The organism is Intestinimonas sp. UBA1698 (assembly GCF_002320075.1).
Classification (GTDB): Bacteria; Bacillota; Clostridia; order Oscillospirales; family Oscillospiraceae; genus Intestinimonas; species Intestinimonas massiliensis.
Genome location: NZ_DCJO01000035.1, coordinates 25,796 through 42,909, shown reverse-complemented (window position 1 = coordinate 42,909; position 17,114 = coordinate 25,796). Strand labels below are relative to the sequence as shown.

Here is a 17,114-nt window from a genome sequence, read left to right as displayed (position 1 = left end):
TTCCCCCCTTACAGCAGCCCCTGGCTGACCTGGGTCAAAAAGCCGATAACCAGGTTGGAGCACAGGGCCAGCACCACGCCCATGGACGTCAGGAGCACCAGCGGCACGGTCATGGTCTTGTCCGGGTCGTGGACCTTGGCCAAGGCCTCGGCGTCCAGCTTTCCCACCGGGAAGTAGGCCCGGACCACCACTGTCATCAGATAGAGGGTGGTCAGCAGCGTGGACAAAATCAGCGCCCCGATGCCCACGTAGGCCAGTTTGTTCTGGGAGGCCACGGCGGCGGTGGCGATCATCCACTTGCCCGCGAAGCCGCCCAGAGGAGGCAGGCCGATGAGGGCAAAGGAGGACACGGTGAAAGCGGCGAAGACCACCGGCATCACCCGCCCGAAGTTTTCCAGATCGTAGACGTACTCCCGACCGCTCTTGTGGAGGATGGCGCCGGCGCAGCAGAACATGGTAATCTTGACCACCGCGTGATAGACCATATGGGTCAGTCCGCCCAGCAGCCCGGCGGGAGTCATGATGGTAAAGGCGAAAAGGATGTAGGACAGGTTGCTCACCGTGGAGAAGGCCAGCCTCCGCTTCAGGTGGGGGGTGCGCAGGGCCCGGGCGGAGCCGTAGACAATGGTGACGATGGTGGCCGCCATGACCACCGTCTGGGCCCAGGTGCCCCGGAGAAAGTCGGCCCCGAAGCCGAAGTAGATGAGCCGCATGACGGCGAAGGCGCCCGCCTTGACCACCGCCACGGCGTGGAGCAGGGCGGAGACCGGGGTGGGGGCCACCGAGGCGTCGGGCAGCCAGCGGTAGAAGGGGTAGATGGCCGCCTTGACGCCGAACCCGAGGAAGGCCGCCACAAAGACCACCAGCAGCGTCCGCTCGTTGCCCGCCACCCGGGCGGCGTCCAGAATGCCGCCGTAGGTAAAGTTCAGGTGGCCCGCGCCGTAGTTGAGCAGGAACACGATGCCGATGAAGGCAAAGGCCGCGCCGGACAGGGAGTAGATGAGGTACTCCCGCCCGGCGTACCGGGCCTTTTCGTCGGCGGCGTGCATCACCAGGGGCAGGGTGGACAGGGTCAAAAGCTCATAGAACAGGTAGAGGGACAAAAAGTCCTCCGAGTAGGCCACGCCCAGCACCACGCCGTAGGCCATGAGCCAGAAGGAAAAGAACCGGTTCTCAGAGCCCTCGTGGGACATGTAGTCGATGGCGTACACCGTGATGATGGGCCACAGGGTGGAGACGATGGTCCCGAACACCATGGACGCCCCGTCGATCCGCAGGGAGATGGAAAACACGTCGTTGAACCGGACCATGATGCAGGCCAGGGCGTCGCTGCCCTGGACATAGGTGACGCCGATGGCGGCAAAGGAGAGCGCCGAGGTGATCAGCACCGCCGTCATCAGGTAGAGGTTGCGTGTTTTCCGGCTCTCCGGGTGCAGGATCAGCAGACCCAGGCCCATCAGCACGGGGAAGAGGATGGGCAGATTGAGAAATCGAAGCATGCGTGCGCCTCCTTTCCGGCGGAATTCAGAACATCTTGGGGATCAGCCCGCCCAGCCAGCTCATGAAGGGGCCGGGGAACAGGCCCAGCAGGACGGACGCCGCCGAAAAGCACAGCATGGGGGCCAGCATGGTTTTTCCCACTTCCTTCCGCTCGCCGCTGAAGTCTCGGCCGGGGAAGAAGCCCGCCGTGACGATGGGCAGCAGGTAGCCCGCCGTCAGCAGGGCGGAGAGGATGAGCACCACCAGCCCGGCGATGCCGAAGGCCCGGGAAGCCCCCTCCAGCCCCGCCGTCACCAGATACCACTTGCTGAGAAAGCCGGGCATGGGCGGGATGCCAATGAGGGACAGGGCGGCCAGGGTGAAGCACCACATGGTCACCGGCATGCGGCGGCCGATGCCCCGGAGCTGGTCCACCCGGGTACGGTTGGTGGCAAAGATGACGGCCCCCGCCGCCAGGAAGAGGACGTCTTTGGCCAGGGCGTGGAACACGAGCTGGAGCAGAGCGCCCAGCACGCCCGCCGGGGTGAACAGAAACAGGCCGAAGAGCACGTAGGACACCTGGCTGACGGTGGAGTAGGCCAGCCGCCGCTTGAGGAGCTTCTCCCGGTAGGCCAGCATGGAACCCACAAAGACGGTGCACAGGGCCAGAACGAGCAGCACATACTGGGGCCAGGTGCCGGAGAGGAAATCCACGCCGTACATATAGTAGGTGATGCGCAGGATGGCCAGCACGCCCCCTTTGGTGATGACGCCGGACAGCACGGCGGAGGCGGGAGCGGGGGCCACCGGATGGGCGGCGGGCAGCCAGGCCTGCATGGGCATCATGCCCGCCTTGCACCCGAAGCCCACAATCATCAGGAAGTAGACGACGAGCAGCATGGGCCGATGCTCCGCCGCCTTGACCGGGTCGATGGCCCCGCCGTGGATGAAGTCGGGGGTGGCCATGTAGTAGGCCACGAAGAAATAGCCCGCCAGGGCCATGCCTGCCCCGAACACCGAGTATCCCAGATACTGAAAGCCCGCCCGCCGGGAGGCGGCGGTGCCGCTGTGGAGCACCAGGGGCACGGTGATGAGGCTCATCATCTCGAAAAACATATAGAGCGTCACAAAATTCTTGGCCATGGCCAGCCCCGCCAGGATGCCCAGAGTCATGGTGTAGAAGCCGAAGAACTGCCGGTCCCGGCCCTCGTGCCGGATGTAGGGGAAGGCAAACAGGGTGATGGGGGCCCAGATGCAGGTGATGAGCACCAAGAAGAACTTGGCCAGCAGGTCGCTGCGCAGGGCCAGGTGGAGCCGGCCCTGGATGGTCAGCAACTCCACCGTCTGCTCCGGCATCAGGCAGACGGCGCATACCAGCCCGGCGGTGACCAGCATGAGGGCCAGCACCAGCCGGTTCCGGACCGATTCCTTTTTCTGCCGGAAGACAAATATGCCTCCGGCCACGGGCGCCAGGATGGGCAGCAGCAACAGCATGGACACTACCTCGCAAACCTCAGATCAGCCGGATTCCGGCCTCGATGATGTCGGTGATGGGGTGATAAAAGATCCCCAGGATAAAGATGCTGGCGGTAAAGACCGCGGCCGCCGCGGTAAAAGGCCGGTCAAAGGCCAGCATTTCCGGCGTGGCGTCGGCCAGAACGGCGCGCTCATCCGCCGGGTCCGGCCGCATCCAGATGGACAGCAGGGCCGGGATGTAGTACAGCGCGTTGAGCACCGTGGACAGGGCGATGGTCAGCAGCGTCACCGCCGTCCGGTTGGTGGGCAGGGAGGCGCTGGCAAAATACAGCTTGGAGACGAAGCCGCCGAACAGCGGGATGCCGATCATGGACAGAGAGCCCACCGTAAAGCCGATCCCGGCGGCAATGTCCCGATAGGCGCTGCCCCGCAGGTTCTTGAGGCTACGGTGGTGGCCGCTGACGGCGCTCAGCCGCCCGGCGCAGCAGAACAGCAGGGGCTTACAGCAGGCGTGGACCAGAATGTGGAAGCAGGAGGCCACGAGGCCCGCCGCGCTGCCCAGACCGATGCCCATAAAGATGTACCCGATCTGCGCCACCGAGGAGTAGGCCAGCATCCGCTTGACGTGGTACTCCCGCATGGCGCCCAGGGAGCCGAAGATCATGCCCAGCAGGCCGAAGAGCAGCACCACGTTGGTCACACCCAGCTCCACCATGAGCTCCATGGAGAACACCCGCACCATCAGGGTCATCATCAGCACGATGTATCCCTTGAGCACCAGCCCCGACAGCAGGGCCGAGGAGGCAGTGGTGGCCCCTCCGTGGGCGTCGGGCAGCCACAGGTGGAAGGGGAACATGGCGCTTTTGATGCCCAGCCCGGTGACCATCAGCCCGGCGCACACCGTCAGGGGGACCCGGTATTCTCCCGTCTCCGCCAGCCTGGCCACCGCCTCGGCCATGGAGGGCATCAGCAGGTAGCCGGTGATGGAGGTGAGGATGGCCAGACCGATGAGAAACAGCCCGGAGCCCATCAGGCTCATGAAGAGATACCGGATGGTGGCGATGAGGTTGGGTCCGTTGTCCTTGGCCATGACCAGGGCGCAGGCGGCGATGGTGCTGATCTCAATGAAGACATAGCCGGTAAAGGCGTCGTTGGTATACACCAGGGACAGCAGGGCGGCGTCGGTCAGGTTGACCATGACGAAATAGAACCGCTGCTTCTCCGGCAGCACGTCGTGAAACAGGTCCCGGGACCCGCCCACCAGGGCAAAGAGCAGCACCCCCGCGAACACGGTGCACAGCAGGGCCTGGAGGGGGCCGCAGCGGATGGCGTTGCCCAGGGGGATGGGGAAGCGGCCCATGGTGTAACCGAAGCTCAGGCCGCCCTCCACCACATACCGCAGGGTCAGGGCGGACAGCACGGCGATGGCCCCGGTGACGGCCAAGGTCATGCGGTAGGCCGCCCGGCCGCTGCGGAAGGTGGCGGACAGGATGCCGGCCACCAGGGCCAGGAAGATGCAGAAGAAGGGGAAATTCTCGACAAACGGCCGCATCAGTCATCCTCCTTCTTGGCCCGCTCCAGCAGCTCTTTCATCTCGATGGTGCCGTAATGCTTGTGGATGCGCTGGATGAGGGCCAGGGAAAAGGCGGTGATGCTGACCGACACCACGATGCCGGTGAGCACCAGGCCGCTGGGGATGGGGTTGATAAACAGGCTGGCGTCCGGGGTTACGCCCTCGCCCATCACCGGGGCCACCCGGCCCTCGATGTAGCCCAGGGAGGCCAGCAGCATGAACACGGCGGAGTCCATGATGTTGAAGCCCACTACCTTTTTCAGCAGGTTCTGCTGGAGCAGCAAATTCATGAAGCCAATGCCGAACAGGAGGACGGCGGTGACCGCAAAGCGGTTGTGCAGGATGGTTTCCAGCATCACAGCTCCCCCCTTGCAAACAGGGCGTAAAACCCGTAAACCGTGCAGGCCACCACCAGGCCCACCGCCAGGTCGATGAGCAGGCTCATGCCCACCAGATAGTTGGGCAGGCCGTTGGCGCCCAGAAAGATGTTGATCCCGTACAGCACGGCGTACAGCATCAGGCCGAAGGTGCGCACTACGCTGTAGGTCCTGTGGTTCATAAAGGCCCGCAGCTTGTCGAAGCCGAAGGCGCAGGCGAACAGGACCAGCCCGCTGCCTAGAATGGTACCGCCGGAGAAGCCGCCGCCGGGAGAGGTCTCGCCGTTGAGCAGCACATAGACGGCAAAGAGGAAAATGAAGGGGATGAGGATCTCCCCGGCCTCCTTGAGAATGACGTCCTGGTGCTCCCGCTGGATGGCGTCCTCCTGGGCCATCCGGCGCAGGTCCCGGCCATCGGTGTTCTTCTCGTCCCGAAGCAGCAGCATCATCACGCTGGTCACCGCCAGGAACAGCACACAGCTCTCCCCCAGGGTGTCGAAGCCCCGGTAGGTGAGGATCATGGCGGTGACCACGTTGGCCGCGCCGGAATCCTCCTTGCCGTGCTCGATATAGTGTTCGGACACCTGGTTGTGCAGGGGATTGTCCGCCCGGCCGAAGCCCGGCATCTGGAGCACAGTGAACATCAAGACGGCCGTGAGCAGCAGGCAGATGAGCACCGCCGCTGCGGGATACCAGTTGAAAAACTCCCGCAGCCGATGCTTCTCCCGTTTCTCGTGCTCCTCCACCGTGGGCAGGCGGGACCGCCGGGCGCGGGTCTCCATGACGAAGAGCGTCCGGTCCTTGGGCCCCCGGTCGCCGTCCACCCAGGCCGTCAACCGCCCCTTCCAATCCCCTTTTTTCGCCGTCTTACTCATCGCGGGTCCCCTTCAGCGCGTGGATTTTCTTCAGCGTCAGGAAAAATAGGATGCTGGTGATGCCGGCGCCCACGGCGGCCTCGGTGATGGCCAGGTCGGGGCTCTGCAGCAGGCTCCACAGCACTGCCATCAGCAGCGAAAAGGCCATATACACGATGACGGTGGCCAGCATCCGCCTGCACAGGGGCGCGGCCACGGCGGTAATGACCAGCCCGGCCAGCAGCAGATACTCCAATGCGGTCATCGCACCTCCACCTCGCATTCCTTTTGGATGTCCGGGATGGTCAGGACCTCCATCTCGGCGATCAGGTGGCTGGACACCGGACTGGTCAGCCACAGAAACAGCAGGATGGCCAGCGTCTTGAAGGCCGGCAGGGACCAGCCGTGGAGCAGCATCAGCCCCAGCAGGATGCAGAAGATGCCCAGCGCGTCGCCCACGGCGGCGGCGTGCATCCGGTTGAGCACATAGTCAAAGCGGTATAGCCCCAGCACCGCCGTAAAAAAGACGAACAGGCCGAACAGCAGGACCGCCAGTCCTAGGCCCGTCACGATATTATGTACCACGCGCGCCGCCTCCTTTTTTCCGGGTGCCCCTGCACCGCTGCTCCCGCCGCTGGTCCTCCTTGTGCCTCTGCCGCCGGGTGAGCACCAGCCGGGAGACCACCACCACCGTCAGAAAGCTCAGCAGGGCGTAGATCAGAGCCACATCCACCAGAAAATCCTCGCTCATCCACACCGAAAGCACCACCAGCAGCGCCACCACCAGCGTGTTGATGACATTGACGGCAATGATGCGGTCGGTGAACCGGGGCCCCAGAATGGCCCGCACCAGAACTGCCAGGATCAGCACGGCCAGCACCAGGGCGGAGGCGACCAGGAGGCCGTTTCTCACCTGTTCCATGTCACTCCTCCAATTTCTCCAGCCGGCGCTGGAACTCGCAGTCCTCGATGCCCTCGGCCAGGGACCGGTCCAGGGCGTGGACGCAGAAGCGCCCGTCCACCGTCTCCACGGTGATGGTGCCGGCAGTCAGGGTAATGGAATTGGCCAGCACCGCCCGGCCGCCCTCGGTGTGGACCGGGCTGTCGTAAAACACCAAAAGAGGCTTCATGTTCCGCCCCCTGGTGTAGACGAGCTTCATGACCACCAGCCCGGCCTTGAGCATCTCCACGATCAGATAGCCCAGATAGCGCAGCCCGGGGCCCAACTTTTTGACCGCCCGCCTCTCATAGCGCCAGCCATAGCCCAGCACCTTGGTGCAGAAACAGTACAGCAGGGCGGAGACCACCGCGCCCCATACGCAGACGCGCAGGGTCACCTCTCCCGACAGCAGGAGCCAGAGCAGAAAAAACAGGACAATCACGCGTCCACCTTCTTCAAACGGAATTGGGTCCCGGTTTCCGGGCAAAAAACGGACGCCTCACGGGAGGCGTGTGGGAGCACTGCTGCACGGGGCAGGGGGGCACACGTTCGTTGGGCGTCCAGGGCCAACTGGGTGGCATGTCAGTCAAAAGCAACAAAACAGGCCTTTTTTTCCAGTTATTCTTATTTTAGAAGCTCCTCCGGGGAATGTCAACCGCTTCCGGTTGTTCCCGGGCCGGAATCCCCTGGATTCGGGTGTAGAAATCTTGGTATACGAATTATGCAATCTGCCAAATTGGTCCTACCATAGGTGGGCAGCGGTCCTCCTTTTGCGCCTTTGTTTTTCCTGTCCGCCCAAATTCAGGAACATATGGTTAAAAATATGCCCCATCTCCTGCGCGGGGATGGGGCATATGGGCGGTCCGGTTCAGCCCAGATAGGCTTTTTTGACCGCTTCGTTGCTCAAAAGCTCCCTGCCGGTACCCCGGAGGGTCAGCCGGCCGGTCTCCAGCACATAGGCGCTGTCGGCGGTGTGCAGGGCCATGTTGGCGTTCTGCTCGATGAGCAGGATGGTCACGCCCTGGCGGTTGATCTCCTTGATGATGTCGAAGATGCCCTTGACCACCAGCGGAGCCAGGCCCAGGGAGGGTTCGTCCATCATCATCAGCTTGGGACGGGACATGAGGGCCCGGCCCACGGCCAGCATCTGCTGCTCTCCGCCGGACAGAGTGCCCGCCGCCTGCCAGGACCGCTCCTTGAGCCGAGGAAAGAGGTCGTACACCCATTTGATGTCGTCCTCCAGGTTGTCCTTGCGGAGGTAGGCGCCGATCTTCAGGTTCTCCAGCACGGTGAGGTCGGGAAATACCCGCCGCCCCTCGGGCACCAGGGTGATGCCCTTGGAGACGATCTTGTCCGGGGACAGGCCGGTGATGTCCTCGGCCTGGAGATGGATGCGCCCCGAGGCCGGCTTTACCAGTCCGGCGATGGCGCGCAGGGTGGTGGATTTTCCGGCGCCGTTGGCGCCGATCAGGGTGACGATCTCCCGCTCAGGCACTGCAAGGGTGATGCCCTTGACGGCCTCGATGCCGCCATAATTGACCCGCAGGTCGTCAATCTTCAGCATCGTCTGCCACCCCCAAATAAGCCTCGATGACCCGGGGATCGTTCTGGACGGCCTCCGGGGTGCCCTGGGCGATCAGCCTGCCGAAGTCCAGGACGTAGATGCGGTCGGAGATCTGCATGACCAGATCCATGTGGTGCTCGATCATGAAGATGGTCAGGTTGTACTCCCCGCGGATCTGCTTGATGAAGTCGGTGAGCTCCTGGGTCTCCTGGGGATTCATGCCGGCGGCCGGCTCGTCCAGGAGCAGGAGCTTGGGATCGGTAGCCAAGGCCCGGGCGATCTCCAGCCGGCGCTGGAGTCCGTAGGGCAGGCTGCCCGCGATCTCGTCTTTCAGATGGGCCAGGTTCTGCTCCTCCAGCAGGGCCATGGCCTCCTGGCGCATCCGCCTTTCCTCCCTGGCGTTGAGCCGGAAGGTGGCGGACAGGAAATTCTGCCTGGCCCGCATGTGCTTGGCAATGAGCACGTTGTCAAAGACCGACAAGGCCCCGAACAGCCGGATGTTCTGGAAGGTCCGGGCGATACCCAGCCTGGTGATGTGGTCGGGGGTGGGGCTCAGCTTCTTGGTGTAAAGGCCCTGGTTCTCCCCGGCGTAGAGCTTCTGCATCTTGCCCTGGGGATAGTTCTCCACCATGGTCTCACCCAGGAATGAAACCCGGCCGTTGGTGGGCTCGTAGACCCCGGTGATGCAGTTAAAGGCGGTGGTCTTTCCGGCGCCGTTGGGGCCGATCAGGGCCACGATCTCCCCCCGGTTTACCTCCAGAGAGAGGTCGTTGACCGCCACTACGCCGCCGAACTGCATGGTTACCTGTTCGACCCGGAGGACGTTCTCTCTCATTTTGCCGCCTCCTTTCGCTTGCCCGGCCGCTGCCGGAAGAGGTCGGGGAGCTCCTTGTCCCCCATGATGCCCCGGCGGAAGAAGAGGACCACGATCATAATGATGATGGAAAAGACCACCAGCCGGAAGCCGTTGCGCAAAAAAGGCACCTTAAGGCCGTTGGCCAGCACCATCTCGCTGTCCAGGAAGCGCAGCCACCACTCGGAGCAGGCCACGAACAAAAAGGAGGCCAAGCAGCTTCCGGTGACCGAGCCGATGCCGCCGATGACCACGATTAGCAGGATCTCATAGGTCAGGGCGGACTTGAACTGGGCGGCGGCCACGGTGGTCTGGAACATCGCCAGCAGGGCCCCGCCGACCCCGGCGAAGAAGGAGGAGATGCAGAAGGACATCTGCTTGTGCCGGAACAGGTTGACGCCCATGGCCTCGGCGGCAATCTCATCCTCCCGGATGGCCTTGAAGGCCCGGCCGTAGGAGGAGTTGATGAGCAGGACAATGAGCGTGATGCAAATGGCCGACACGGCAATGGGGAACAGGGTGGAGAAGAAGGCCATGTGCCGGCTGTAGAGGCCGTAGAAGGGGGACTCCTCCGCCACCAGGGTGCTGAAATTGGGAAAGCTCTTGAGCAGGTTGGAGCCGTTGGTGATGGGGCCCAGAGGCTTCCACAGGAAGATGGCCTTGATGATCTCGGCAAAGCCCAGGGTGGCGATGGCCAGATAGTCGCTCTTCAACCGCAGCACGGGCAGTCCGATGAGGAAAGCGAAGGCGGCGGCCAGCAAACCGGCCAGCACCAGGGCCACCGGCACGGGCAGGCTGAAGCCCACGGCGCAGTCGTAGTACTGGTACACCTTCTCCTTGGCCTCCAGCGGAATGGTAAAGATGGCATAAGTATAGGCTCCGATGAGCATGAAGCCCGCCTGTCCCAGGGAGAACAGGCCGGTAAAGCCGTTGAGCAGGTTCATGGAGACGGCCACCAGGGCATAGATGGCGCTTTTCCGCAGCACGGTGAAGAGCATGTGCCCGCCGGGCAGGGTACAATCCAGGACATAGAGGGCGGCGATGCAGACCACGGCGGCGGCAATGGGGACCCAAATCTGTTTCTGTTTTTTCATGGCGTTCACCTCAAACCTTATCGGTGGCCTTCTCACCGAACAGCCCGGTGGGCTTGGCGATGAGAATGACGATGAGCAGGGCGAAGGTGAAGGCGTCCGAGAAAGTGGTCAGCCCCAGTCCCGTCTGAAGGACCCCCAATTGGACCAGCATGTCGTCCAGGCCCTTGATGATGTTTTCGCAGATGCCGATGAGGAAGGCGCCCACCACCGCTCCGGGAATGGAGCCGATGCCGCCGAACACGGCGGCCACGAAGGCCTTCAGGCCGGGCATGGCGCCCGAGGCGGGCACCACGCCGGGGTAATTGGTGAAGTAGAGCAGCGACCCCACCGCAGCCAGGAAGGAGCCAATGATAAAGGTGACGCTGATGACCGAGTTGATCTTGATGCCCATAAGCTGGCTGGTCTCGAAGTCCTTGGCCACGGCCCGCATGGCCATGCCGATCTTGGTGTGGTGGATGAGCTGCATCAGCACCGCCACCAGCACGATGGTGAGCACGGGGGTGACCAGAGTGACCACCTTGGTGGTTGCGGGCCCGATGGTGACCTGCTCGGAGATCAGGGGGATGGCGGGGTAGTTCTTGTTTAGGCCGCCGGTGACATACAGGGCCAGGTTCTGCAGCAGGTAGCTGACGCCGATGGCCGAGATCATCACCGACATGCGGGGTGCGGAGCGCAGGGGCTTATAGGCCACCCGCTCGATGACGAAGCCCAGCGCCACGGTGAGGAGGAGTACCAGAGGGACCGTCGCGTACAGGGGCAGGGCGGCGGAGAGATAGACCATCATCAGTCCCGCCACCATGAACACGTCGCCGTGGGCGAAGTTGATCAGCCGCAGGATGCCGTAGACCATGGTATAGCCGATGGCGATGAGGGCATACTGTCCTCCCACCGAGATACCGGCCAGCAGGTAGGCCAGATTTTTGCTCAAAAATTCCATAAGCGGACCTCCACTTTGGACTGTCTCGAAAAAGGCCCCGGGGCCCTTTTCGAGGCAGCCCAAATGATAATAACGGGGACGTATCAGAGGACAGCGGGGGCAGCTTCTGCCCCCGCTGTCCCTTGACGCCGCACTTGGATGATCTTGGGACGACGGCCTCAGCCAGCTTTCTGGACGGTGACGAAGTCCCAGGCGCCGGTCTCAGTGTTGGCCTGCTTGACGTAGGCCACGTCGCGGATGGCGTCGCCGTTTTCGGACTCAAAGGCGATGTCGCCGGACACGCCGGTGTAGGTGGTGTTCCAGAGCGCCTCGTTGACGGCAGCGGGATCGGTGGAGCCGGCGTTCTTCAGGGCCTCCAGCGCCACGAAGTAGGCGTCATAGCCCATGGCGGAGACGGCGGCGATCATGTCGTTGCCGTTGTTGTTGGACAGGCGGGTGGCATCGGCGTTGATCCACTCCTTGATGCCGGCGTCAAACTCGGCGTTGCCTCCCTCCTGATAGAAGGTGGTCACATAGATCTCCACATCCTTGCCCTGGGCGGCGCCGGTGATGACGTTGGAATCCCAGGTGTCGCCGGCCATGATGGGCATGCCCAGACCCTGGGCGGCGGCGTTGTCCACGATCAGAGCGGCCGCCTCGGTGGAGACGGGGGAGAAGAACACGTCGGCGCCGGCATTCTTGGCGGCGATGACGTAGGAGGTGAAGTCAGAGGTGCCCTCCGGGAACTCAGCGGACACGACCGTACCGCCCAGCGCCTCGAAGGCCTCCTTGAAGTAGTAGCACAGGCCGCCGGAGTAGTCGTCGCCCTGCTTGCTCAGGGTGTAAGCGGTCTTGGCCTGGAAGTTGTCCGCGGCGAAGTTGGCCAGGACGGTGCCCTGGAAGGGGTCCAGGAAGCAGATGCGGAAGTAATGGGTGTTGCCCTCGGTGACCTGGGGGTTGGTACAGGTGACGCCGATGACAGGGATGCCGGCGTTCTTAAAGGTATCGGAGCCGGCAATGGACACGCCGGAGCCGTAGGAGCCCAGCACGATGGAGCAGCCCTTGCTCACCAGCTCGGAGGCGGCGGTGGCGGCCTTGTCGTTGGAGGACTGGTTGTCTACGATGGCCAGCTCCACCTGATAGGTCTCGCCGCCGATTTCCACGGTGGGCTGTACGTCGTGGGCGTACTGCATGCCCAGGACCTCCTGCTTGCCGCCGGCGCCGTTGTCGCCGGAGGCGGGCTCAAAGATGCCGATGGTGACCACCTTGTCGCCGGAGGAGGGGGCGTCGCCGCTGGCAGAGGGGCTGGGACTGCTGCTGCCGCTGCCGCTGCCGCCGCAGCCGGCCAGAAGGGTCAGGGCCATAGCGCCGGTCAGCGCGAGTGCAAGAAGCTTTTTCATGAATATGTATCCTCCTTAATCCTGAATCACGGGCCCATTCTGTCCGCACGTTACGGACATATGTCCGCGCCCGTTGCTTTATTATAGCAACGCATTACAGAAAATGCAAGCAGAACTGGCTGTGGAACTCATTTTCTGCTATTTTGGATAAAAATTGAGCGGCGGACAAGCCCAGTCTCCATGGAAAACGCGCCGCGGACCTTGCAGCTCCGCGGCGCGTTTTGTTCATTTCCTATTTTATCCATCCGTACTGCTCCACCAGCCGAGCCAGGATAACCAGGCTCTGCTCCCGGGTCAGGCGGTCCAGTGGGGCGAAGCCCCCGGCGGCATTGCCCTCCATGATATGGTTCTCATGGGCATAGTGCACATAGGGCACCGCCCACTCCGCGATCTGTCCGGCGTCGCGGTAGAAAGCCAGGCTCTGCATCCCGGCGGGGATCGAGATGCCCTCCATCCGGCCCACGAAGCAGCACAGCATCTTGGCCGCCTCCTGGCGGGTGACGCGGCGGTCCGGGGAGAGGGTGGTGCCTGACGTACCTCCCAGCAGCTCCAGGCCATAGGCTTTACGCAGGTCGGTCTCCAGCAGGTGGCCCTGAAGGTCGTTGAATTTGTTTGCCGCGCTAGGCGTCGGGGCCGTCCCCCGCACCTGCTCGTAGACGCTGACCAGCAGGTGGGCCAGTTCGCCCCGGGTAATGCCGGCCTGATAGTCGCCCCACAGCATGGGGGGCACCAGCCCGGTGGGATAGAGCTCCTCGGCATAGGGCCGGGCCCAATCGCTGATGCCGTCGGTCCAGGACACAGGGTAGGCGCCGCCGCTGCCGGTGCCGGTCAGGACCCGCACCGGGCTGTCGGCGTTCTCGTTCCTGCTGTTGCCGAGCTGGTAGCGCTGGTTCCGGCCCCAGGCGTAGAGCACGCCTCCGTTGGTGACGGCCAGATCGTGGTAGGCCCCGGCGGCGATCTGGGCCATGCCGCTGCCCGGCATGCTGATGGTGTAGGGCCGGCTCTGGGTGTTTTGCCGGCGGGAGCTCCCGAGCTGGCCATACTCCCCGCAGCCCCAGGTATAGACCGTGCCCCCCTGGGTCAGGGCCATGGAGCTGTCTGTTCCGGCGGCCACCTGGACCACCTTGGTCAGCTCCGCCACCTCCGACGGGGTCCGGCGGTCTCCCTCGGCATGGCCTAGCTGCCCGCAGTCATTGGAGCCCCATGCGTACACCCGCCCGTCAAAGGTGACGGCCAGAGAGTGGGCCGCCCCGGCCGCCACATCCACCACATCCACTAAGCCGGGCACCTTCACCGGGGCGGCGCGATCCACCGCCGTTCCGTCCCCCAACTGCCCCCGGTCGTTTTTGCCCCAGGCCCAGACCTCACCGCTGACGGTGAGGGCCAGGTGGTGCCCTCCGCCGGTAGCGATGGCCGCCACCCGGCTCAGTCCGCTCACCCGAGAGATGGCGCCGCCGTAGGTCCACTGCCACACAGTCCCGTCGGTCTTGAGGGCCAGGACCACCTCTCCGCCGGCGGCGATGGCCGCCACCTGATCAATGGCCGCCTGGACAGGGACGGCGTGGACGCCGTGGCCCCAGGTGTAGACCGCGCCGTCATACCGCAGGGCGGCGGAAAAATCCTCTCCCGCCGCCACCGATACGGCGGAGACTCCCTCTACCGCCGTGGGCTTTCTGATCTCGGCCACATCGCCGCCCAGCCCGAGCTGCCCGGCGGAATTGTCTCCCCAGACCAGTACGGTGCCGTCCTCCTGCACTGCCAGGGAATGGGCCTGGCCCCCGGCGGCCAAGGTGTTGGCCCGGTCGGTCCCGGTGGCCCGGGCCGGCAGCAGGGTGAGCAGCAGCAACAGCGCCAGGACCAGAGGCAGTCTCCGTTTGCCTTTCATATCCCATTCCTCTTTTCTTTGTAAGCTGGGCAAATACGCCCCTTCTTTTGCAAGTATACCATGGGCTCGCCCCGGGCTCAACGCCTTTTCCGTCGAGCCCGTCAAACTAAACAAAAAACCAGGTCCAGATTCTGCACCCATGCAAAAAATTTTTCTTGCTTTCTCTGGGTGGGAGGGCGTATAGTAGGTGTAACATAAAAAACATTTAGGTCTAAAAAAAAGTTGTAAGGTGATGATTGTATGCCAACGCACCCCAATTCCGCCGCCCTGTTCCAGTACAGAGGCGTCCCAGCTCCCGGCCAGCTCATCCCCCTGGGGCTCCAGCATGTGGTGGCCTCCATCGTGGGGATCGTCACCCCCGCCATTCTGATCTCCAACACCTGCGGCCTCAGCCCCGCTGACCAGACGCTGCTCATTCAGGTCTCCCTGGTCATCACCGCACTGGCCACGCTGCTGCAGCTCTTCCCCCTGTTTCGGCGCATTGGGGCGGGACTGCCTGTCATTATGGGCATCAGCTTCGCCTATGTCCCCACCCTCCAGTCCATCGGGATGCAGTTCGATCTGCCCACCATCCTGGGAGCCGAGCTGGTGGGCGGCATGGTGGCCATTGTGTTCGGCGTTTTTGTCAAGCAGATCCGCCCCTTCTTTCCGCCGCTGGTGACCGGAACCGTCATCTTTACCATCGGTCTCTCCCTGTATTCCACGGCCATCCGGTATATGGCCAGCGGCTCCAATCCAGCGGACCCGGCCCAGTTCGGCAGCGTCCAGAACTGGGTGGTGGCCTTCATCACCTTCGCCGTGGTGGTGTTCTTCAACAACTTTACCAAGGGCACCCTGAAGCTGGGCGCCATCCTCATCGGCATGGTGGTCGGTTACCTGGTGGCTTGGCTCATGGGCATGGTCTCCTTTGATTCCGTGGCCAGCGCCGGCTGGTTCCAGGTGGCCGCTCCCCTTCACTTCGGCCTCTCCTTCGAGCCCTCGGCCTGCGTCTCTCTGGCCATCGTCTACGTGGTCAACGCCGTGCAGACCATGGGCGACCTGAGCTCCACCACCCTGGGCGGCATGGACCGCCTGCCCACCGACCGGGAGCTGTCCGGCGGCATCATCGGCCAGGGGGTTATCAGCATTCTGGGCGCCTTCGTGGGGGGCCTGCCCACCGCCACTTACAGCCAGAACGTGGGCATCGTCACCGTCAACCGGGTGATTAACCGCCTGGTCTTTGCCCTGGCCGCCGCCGTGCTGCTGGTGGCCGGTCTGGTGCCCAAGTTCTCCTCCGTCCTCACCACCATCCCCCAGAGCGTCATCGGCGGAGCCACCGTGTCGGTGTTTGCCATGATCACCATGACCGGCATCCGCATGATCACCTCCCAGAAGTTCACCATGCGCTCCTCCACCGTGGTGGGGCTTTCCGTGGCCCTGGGTATGGGGGTCACGCAGGTGAGCGGCTCTCTGGCTGGCCCCGGCTTTCCCGGCTGGGTCACCACCGTGTTTGGCTCGTCCTCGGTGGTGCTGGCCACCATGATGGCCATCTTTCTCAACCTGATCCTCCCCAAGGACCCCCCGGAGGAGGAGGCCCAGGCCCATCGGGTGGAGGCCGTCATCGAGGAGGCGGCCCAGAAAGCCGAGCGCGAAACGCAGTGATTTCCCTCCCAGATGCTTGTTAACCGATTGTTTCAAGCGGCATGACGGACCAATCCTGTAGCTTTCCGCCTGTAGGGTTGCGGCGCCCATTTTGTCATAATAGCTAAATTCATTTGTCTACTCTCACCAAATCATTATTGACTTTGCACTATTTGTGTGCTACCCTATAGCTGCCCCGAGGATCAGCGCTCAGACCGACTCAGCACACCTGAAAACAACTACGTGAGAGGAGTCATCGACAAAATGGAACTGAAAAAGCTGATTTACACCGTGCAGGACGGCATCGCGATCATCACAATGAATTATCTCAAGAATCTGAACGCCATCGACGAACCGATGGCAGACGAGCTTCTGTATGTGGTCGACGCGGCGGAGAAGGACCCCGCAGTCAAGGTGGTCGTGCTGAAGGGCAGTCCGAAGGCCTTCTCGGCGGGCGGGGACATCGGCTATTTCTATCAACTGATTCAGGCTGGCGGAGAAGTCAATATGGACGGACTCATCAGCAAGGTAGGCGCCGTGGCGGACGGCATGAAGCGCATGAGCAAAATCGTCATCACTTCCGTCTGCGGCGCGGCGGCCGGCGCGGGGGTGAGCTTGGCTCTGGGCGGCGACTTCATGATTTGCGCGGACAACGCCAAGTTCATCTTAGCTTTTGTCAATCTGGGCCTTGTTCCCGATACAGGGGCTACCTATCTTCTCTCCAAAAGCATCGGCACCGCCCGCACCATGGAGCTGGCCGCCACCGGGCGTCCTATGAGCGCGGAGGAGGCCAAAGCCTTGGGTCTGGCCTACAAGGTGACCACGGTGGAAGAGCTGGACGAGGTCACCTTGACGTTCGCAAAGAAGCTGGCAGCCGGTCCGCTGATCTCTTATAAGAATATCAAAAAGCAGTTATATGATGCAAACTATGCTGATTACAAGAAGTGGCTGTCTGAGACAGAGGTTCCGACCCAGCATGAATGCTCGGCCTCCATGGACTTCCAGGAGGGCTGTAAAGCCTTTATGGAGAAGCGCAAAGCTACGTTTGAGGGCAGATAAGCCGTCGCTAGCTGAAGGTGGAAA

The 17,114-nt window shown here is 63.0% G+C and carries 17 protein-coding genes; 2 read left to right on the top strand and 15 right to left on the bottom strand.

The features are described 5' to 3' along the window. Positions 1–8: 8 nt before the first annotated feature. The 15 genes from B3H64_RS09420 to B3H64_RS09350 form a co-directional block, all read right to left on the bottom strand. A complete protein-coding gene (locus B3H64_RS09420) occupies positions 9–1,499 on the bottom strand; it encodes a complex I subunit 5 family protein (protein ID WP_050619467.1) in 1,491 nt (496 codons plus the stop codon). Positions 1,500–1,524: 25 nt separating this feature from the next. Further along, the gene (locus tag B3H64_RS09415; RefSeq protein ID WP_286734672.1) at positions 1,525–2,973 is read right to left on the bottom strand and encodes a complex I subunit 5 family protein; all 1,449 of its coding nucleotides are present in this window, start codon (positions 2,971–2,973) and stop codon (positions 1,525–1,527) included. 19 nt (positions 2,974–2,992) lie between these two features. Next, a complete protein-coding gene (locus B3H64_RS09410; protein WP_286734669.1) occupies positions 2,993–4,507 on the bottom strand; it encodes a complex I subunit 5 family protein in 1,515 nt (504 codons plus the stop codon). Then, the gene (locus B3H64_RS09405) at positions 4,507–4,884 is read right to left on the bottom strand and encodes a sodium:proton antiporter (RefSeq protein WP_050619470.1); all 378 of its coding nucleotides are present in this window, start codon (positions 4,882–4,884) and stop codon (positions 4,507–4,509) included. The genes B3H64_RS09410 and B3H64_RS09405 overlap by 1 nt, the downstream gene beginning before the upstream one ends. Then, complete coding sequence (mbhE, locus tag B3H64_RS09400) at positions 4,884–5,780, bottom strand: hydrogen gas-evolving membrane-bound hydrogenase subunit E (protein WP_094762533.1); 897 nt, start codon at positions 5,778–5,780, stop codon at positions 4,884–4,886. Before mbhE ends, B3H64_RS09405 begins: the two co-directional genes overlap by 1 nt. Next, complete coding sequence (locus tag B3H64_RS09395; RefSeq protein WP_256304084.1) at positions 5,773–6,024, bottom strand: hydrogenase subunit MbhD domain-containing protein; 252 nt, start codon at positions 6,022–6,024, stop codon at positions 5,773–5,775. The genes mbhE and B3H64_RS09395 overlap by 8 nt, the downstream gene beginning before the upstream one ends. Then, positions 6,021–6,344, bottom strand: coding sequence for a cation:proton antiporter (locus tag B3H64_RS09390; RefSeq protein ID WP_050619473.1), 324 nt, complete (start codon positions 6,342–6,344; stop codon positions 6,021–6,023). Before B3H64_RS09390 ends, B3H64_RS09395 begins: the two co-directional genes overlap by 4 nt. Then, on the bottom strand, positions 6,334–6,681 hold the full coding sequence (locus B3H64_RS09385) for a monovalent cation/H+ antiporter complex subunit F (protein ID WP_094762534.1): 348 nt from the start codon (positions 6,679–6,681) through the stop codon (positions 6,334–6,336). The genes B3H64_RS09390 and B3H64_RS09385 overlap by 11 nt, the downstream gene beginning before the upstream one ends. 1 nt (position 6,682) lies before the next feature. Then, positions 6,683–7,141 carry a Na+/H+ antiporter subunit E gene (locus B3H64_RS09380; RefSeq protein WP_238074873.1) on the bottom strand — a complete coding sequence of 153 codons (459 nt, stop codon included), beginning with the start codon at positions 7,139–7,141 and terminating at the stop codon, positions 6,683–6,685. 426 nt (positions 7,142–7,567) lie between these two features. Continuing rightward, on the bottom strand, positions 7,568–8,263 hold the full coding sequence (locus B3H64_RS09375) for an ABC transporter ATP-binding protein (RefSeq protein WP_050619475.1): 696 nt from the start codon (positions 8,261–8,263) through the stop codon (positions 7,568–7,570). Beyond that, entirely contained in the window at positions 8,250–9,098 is an 849-nt protein-coding gene (locus tag B3H64_RS09370) for an ABC transporter ATP-binding protein (protein ID WP_286734664.1), read from the bottom strand. The genes B3H64_RS09375 and B3H64_RS09370 overlap by 14 nt, the downstream gene beginning before the upstream one ends. Then, entirely contained in the window at positions 9,095–10,210 is a 1,116-nt protein-coding gene (locus tag B3H64_RS09365; protein WP_286734661.1) for a branched-chain amino acid ABC transporter permease, read from the bottom strand. The genes B3H64_RS09370 and B3H64_RS09365 overlap by 4 nt, the downstream gene beginning before the upstream one ends. 10 nt (positions 10,211–10,220) lie before the next feature. Then, complete coding sequence (locus tag B3H64_RS09360) at positions 10,221–11,147, bottom strand: branched-chain amino acid ABC transporter permease (RefSeq protein WP_286734659.1); 927 nt, start codon at positions 11,145–11,147, stop codon at positions 10,221–10,223. 158 nt (positions 11,148–11,305) lie between these two features. Next, a complete protein-coding gene (locus tag B3H64_RS09355; RefSeq protein ID WP_050619478.1) occupies positions 11,306–12,526 on the bottom strand; it encodes an ABC transporter substrate-binding protein in 1,221 nt (406 codons plus the stop codon). Positions 12,527–12,758: 232 nt separating this feature from the next. Beyond that, positions 12,759–14,411, bottom strand: coding sequence for an S-layer homology domain-containing protein (locus B3H64_RS09350; RefSeq protein ID WP_050619479.1), 1,653 nt, complete (start codon positions 14,409–14,411; stop codon positions 12,759–12,761). Positions 14,412–14,651: 240 nt separating this feature from the next. Between B3H64_RS09350 and B3H64_RS09345 the strand changes: the two genes are divergently transcribed. Continuing rightward, positions 14,652–16,052: a uracil-xanthine permease family protein gene (locus tag B3H64_RS09345; protein ID WP_050619480.1), complete on the top strand. Its 1,401-nt coding sequence runs from the start codon at positions 14,652–14,654 to the stop codon at positions 16,050–16,052. Between the two features lie 243 nt (positions 16,053–16,295). Further along, the gene (locus B3H64_RS09340; RefSeq protein WP_050619481.1) at positions 16,296–17,090 is read left to right on the top strand and encodes an enoyl-CoA hydratase/isomerase family protein; all 795 of its coding nucleotides are present in this window, start codon (positions 16,296–16,298) and stop codon (positions 17,088–17,090) included. The last annotated feature ends 24 nt before the right edge of the window (positions 17,091–17,114 follow it).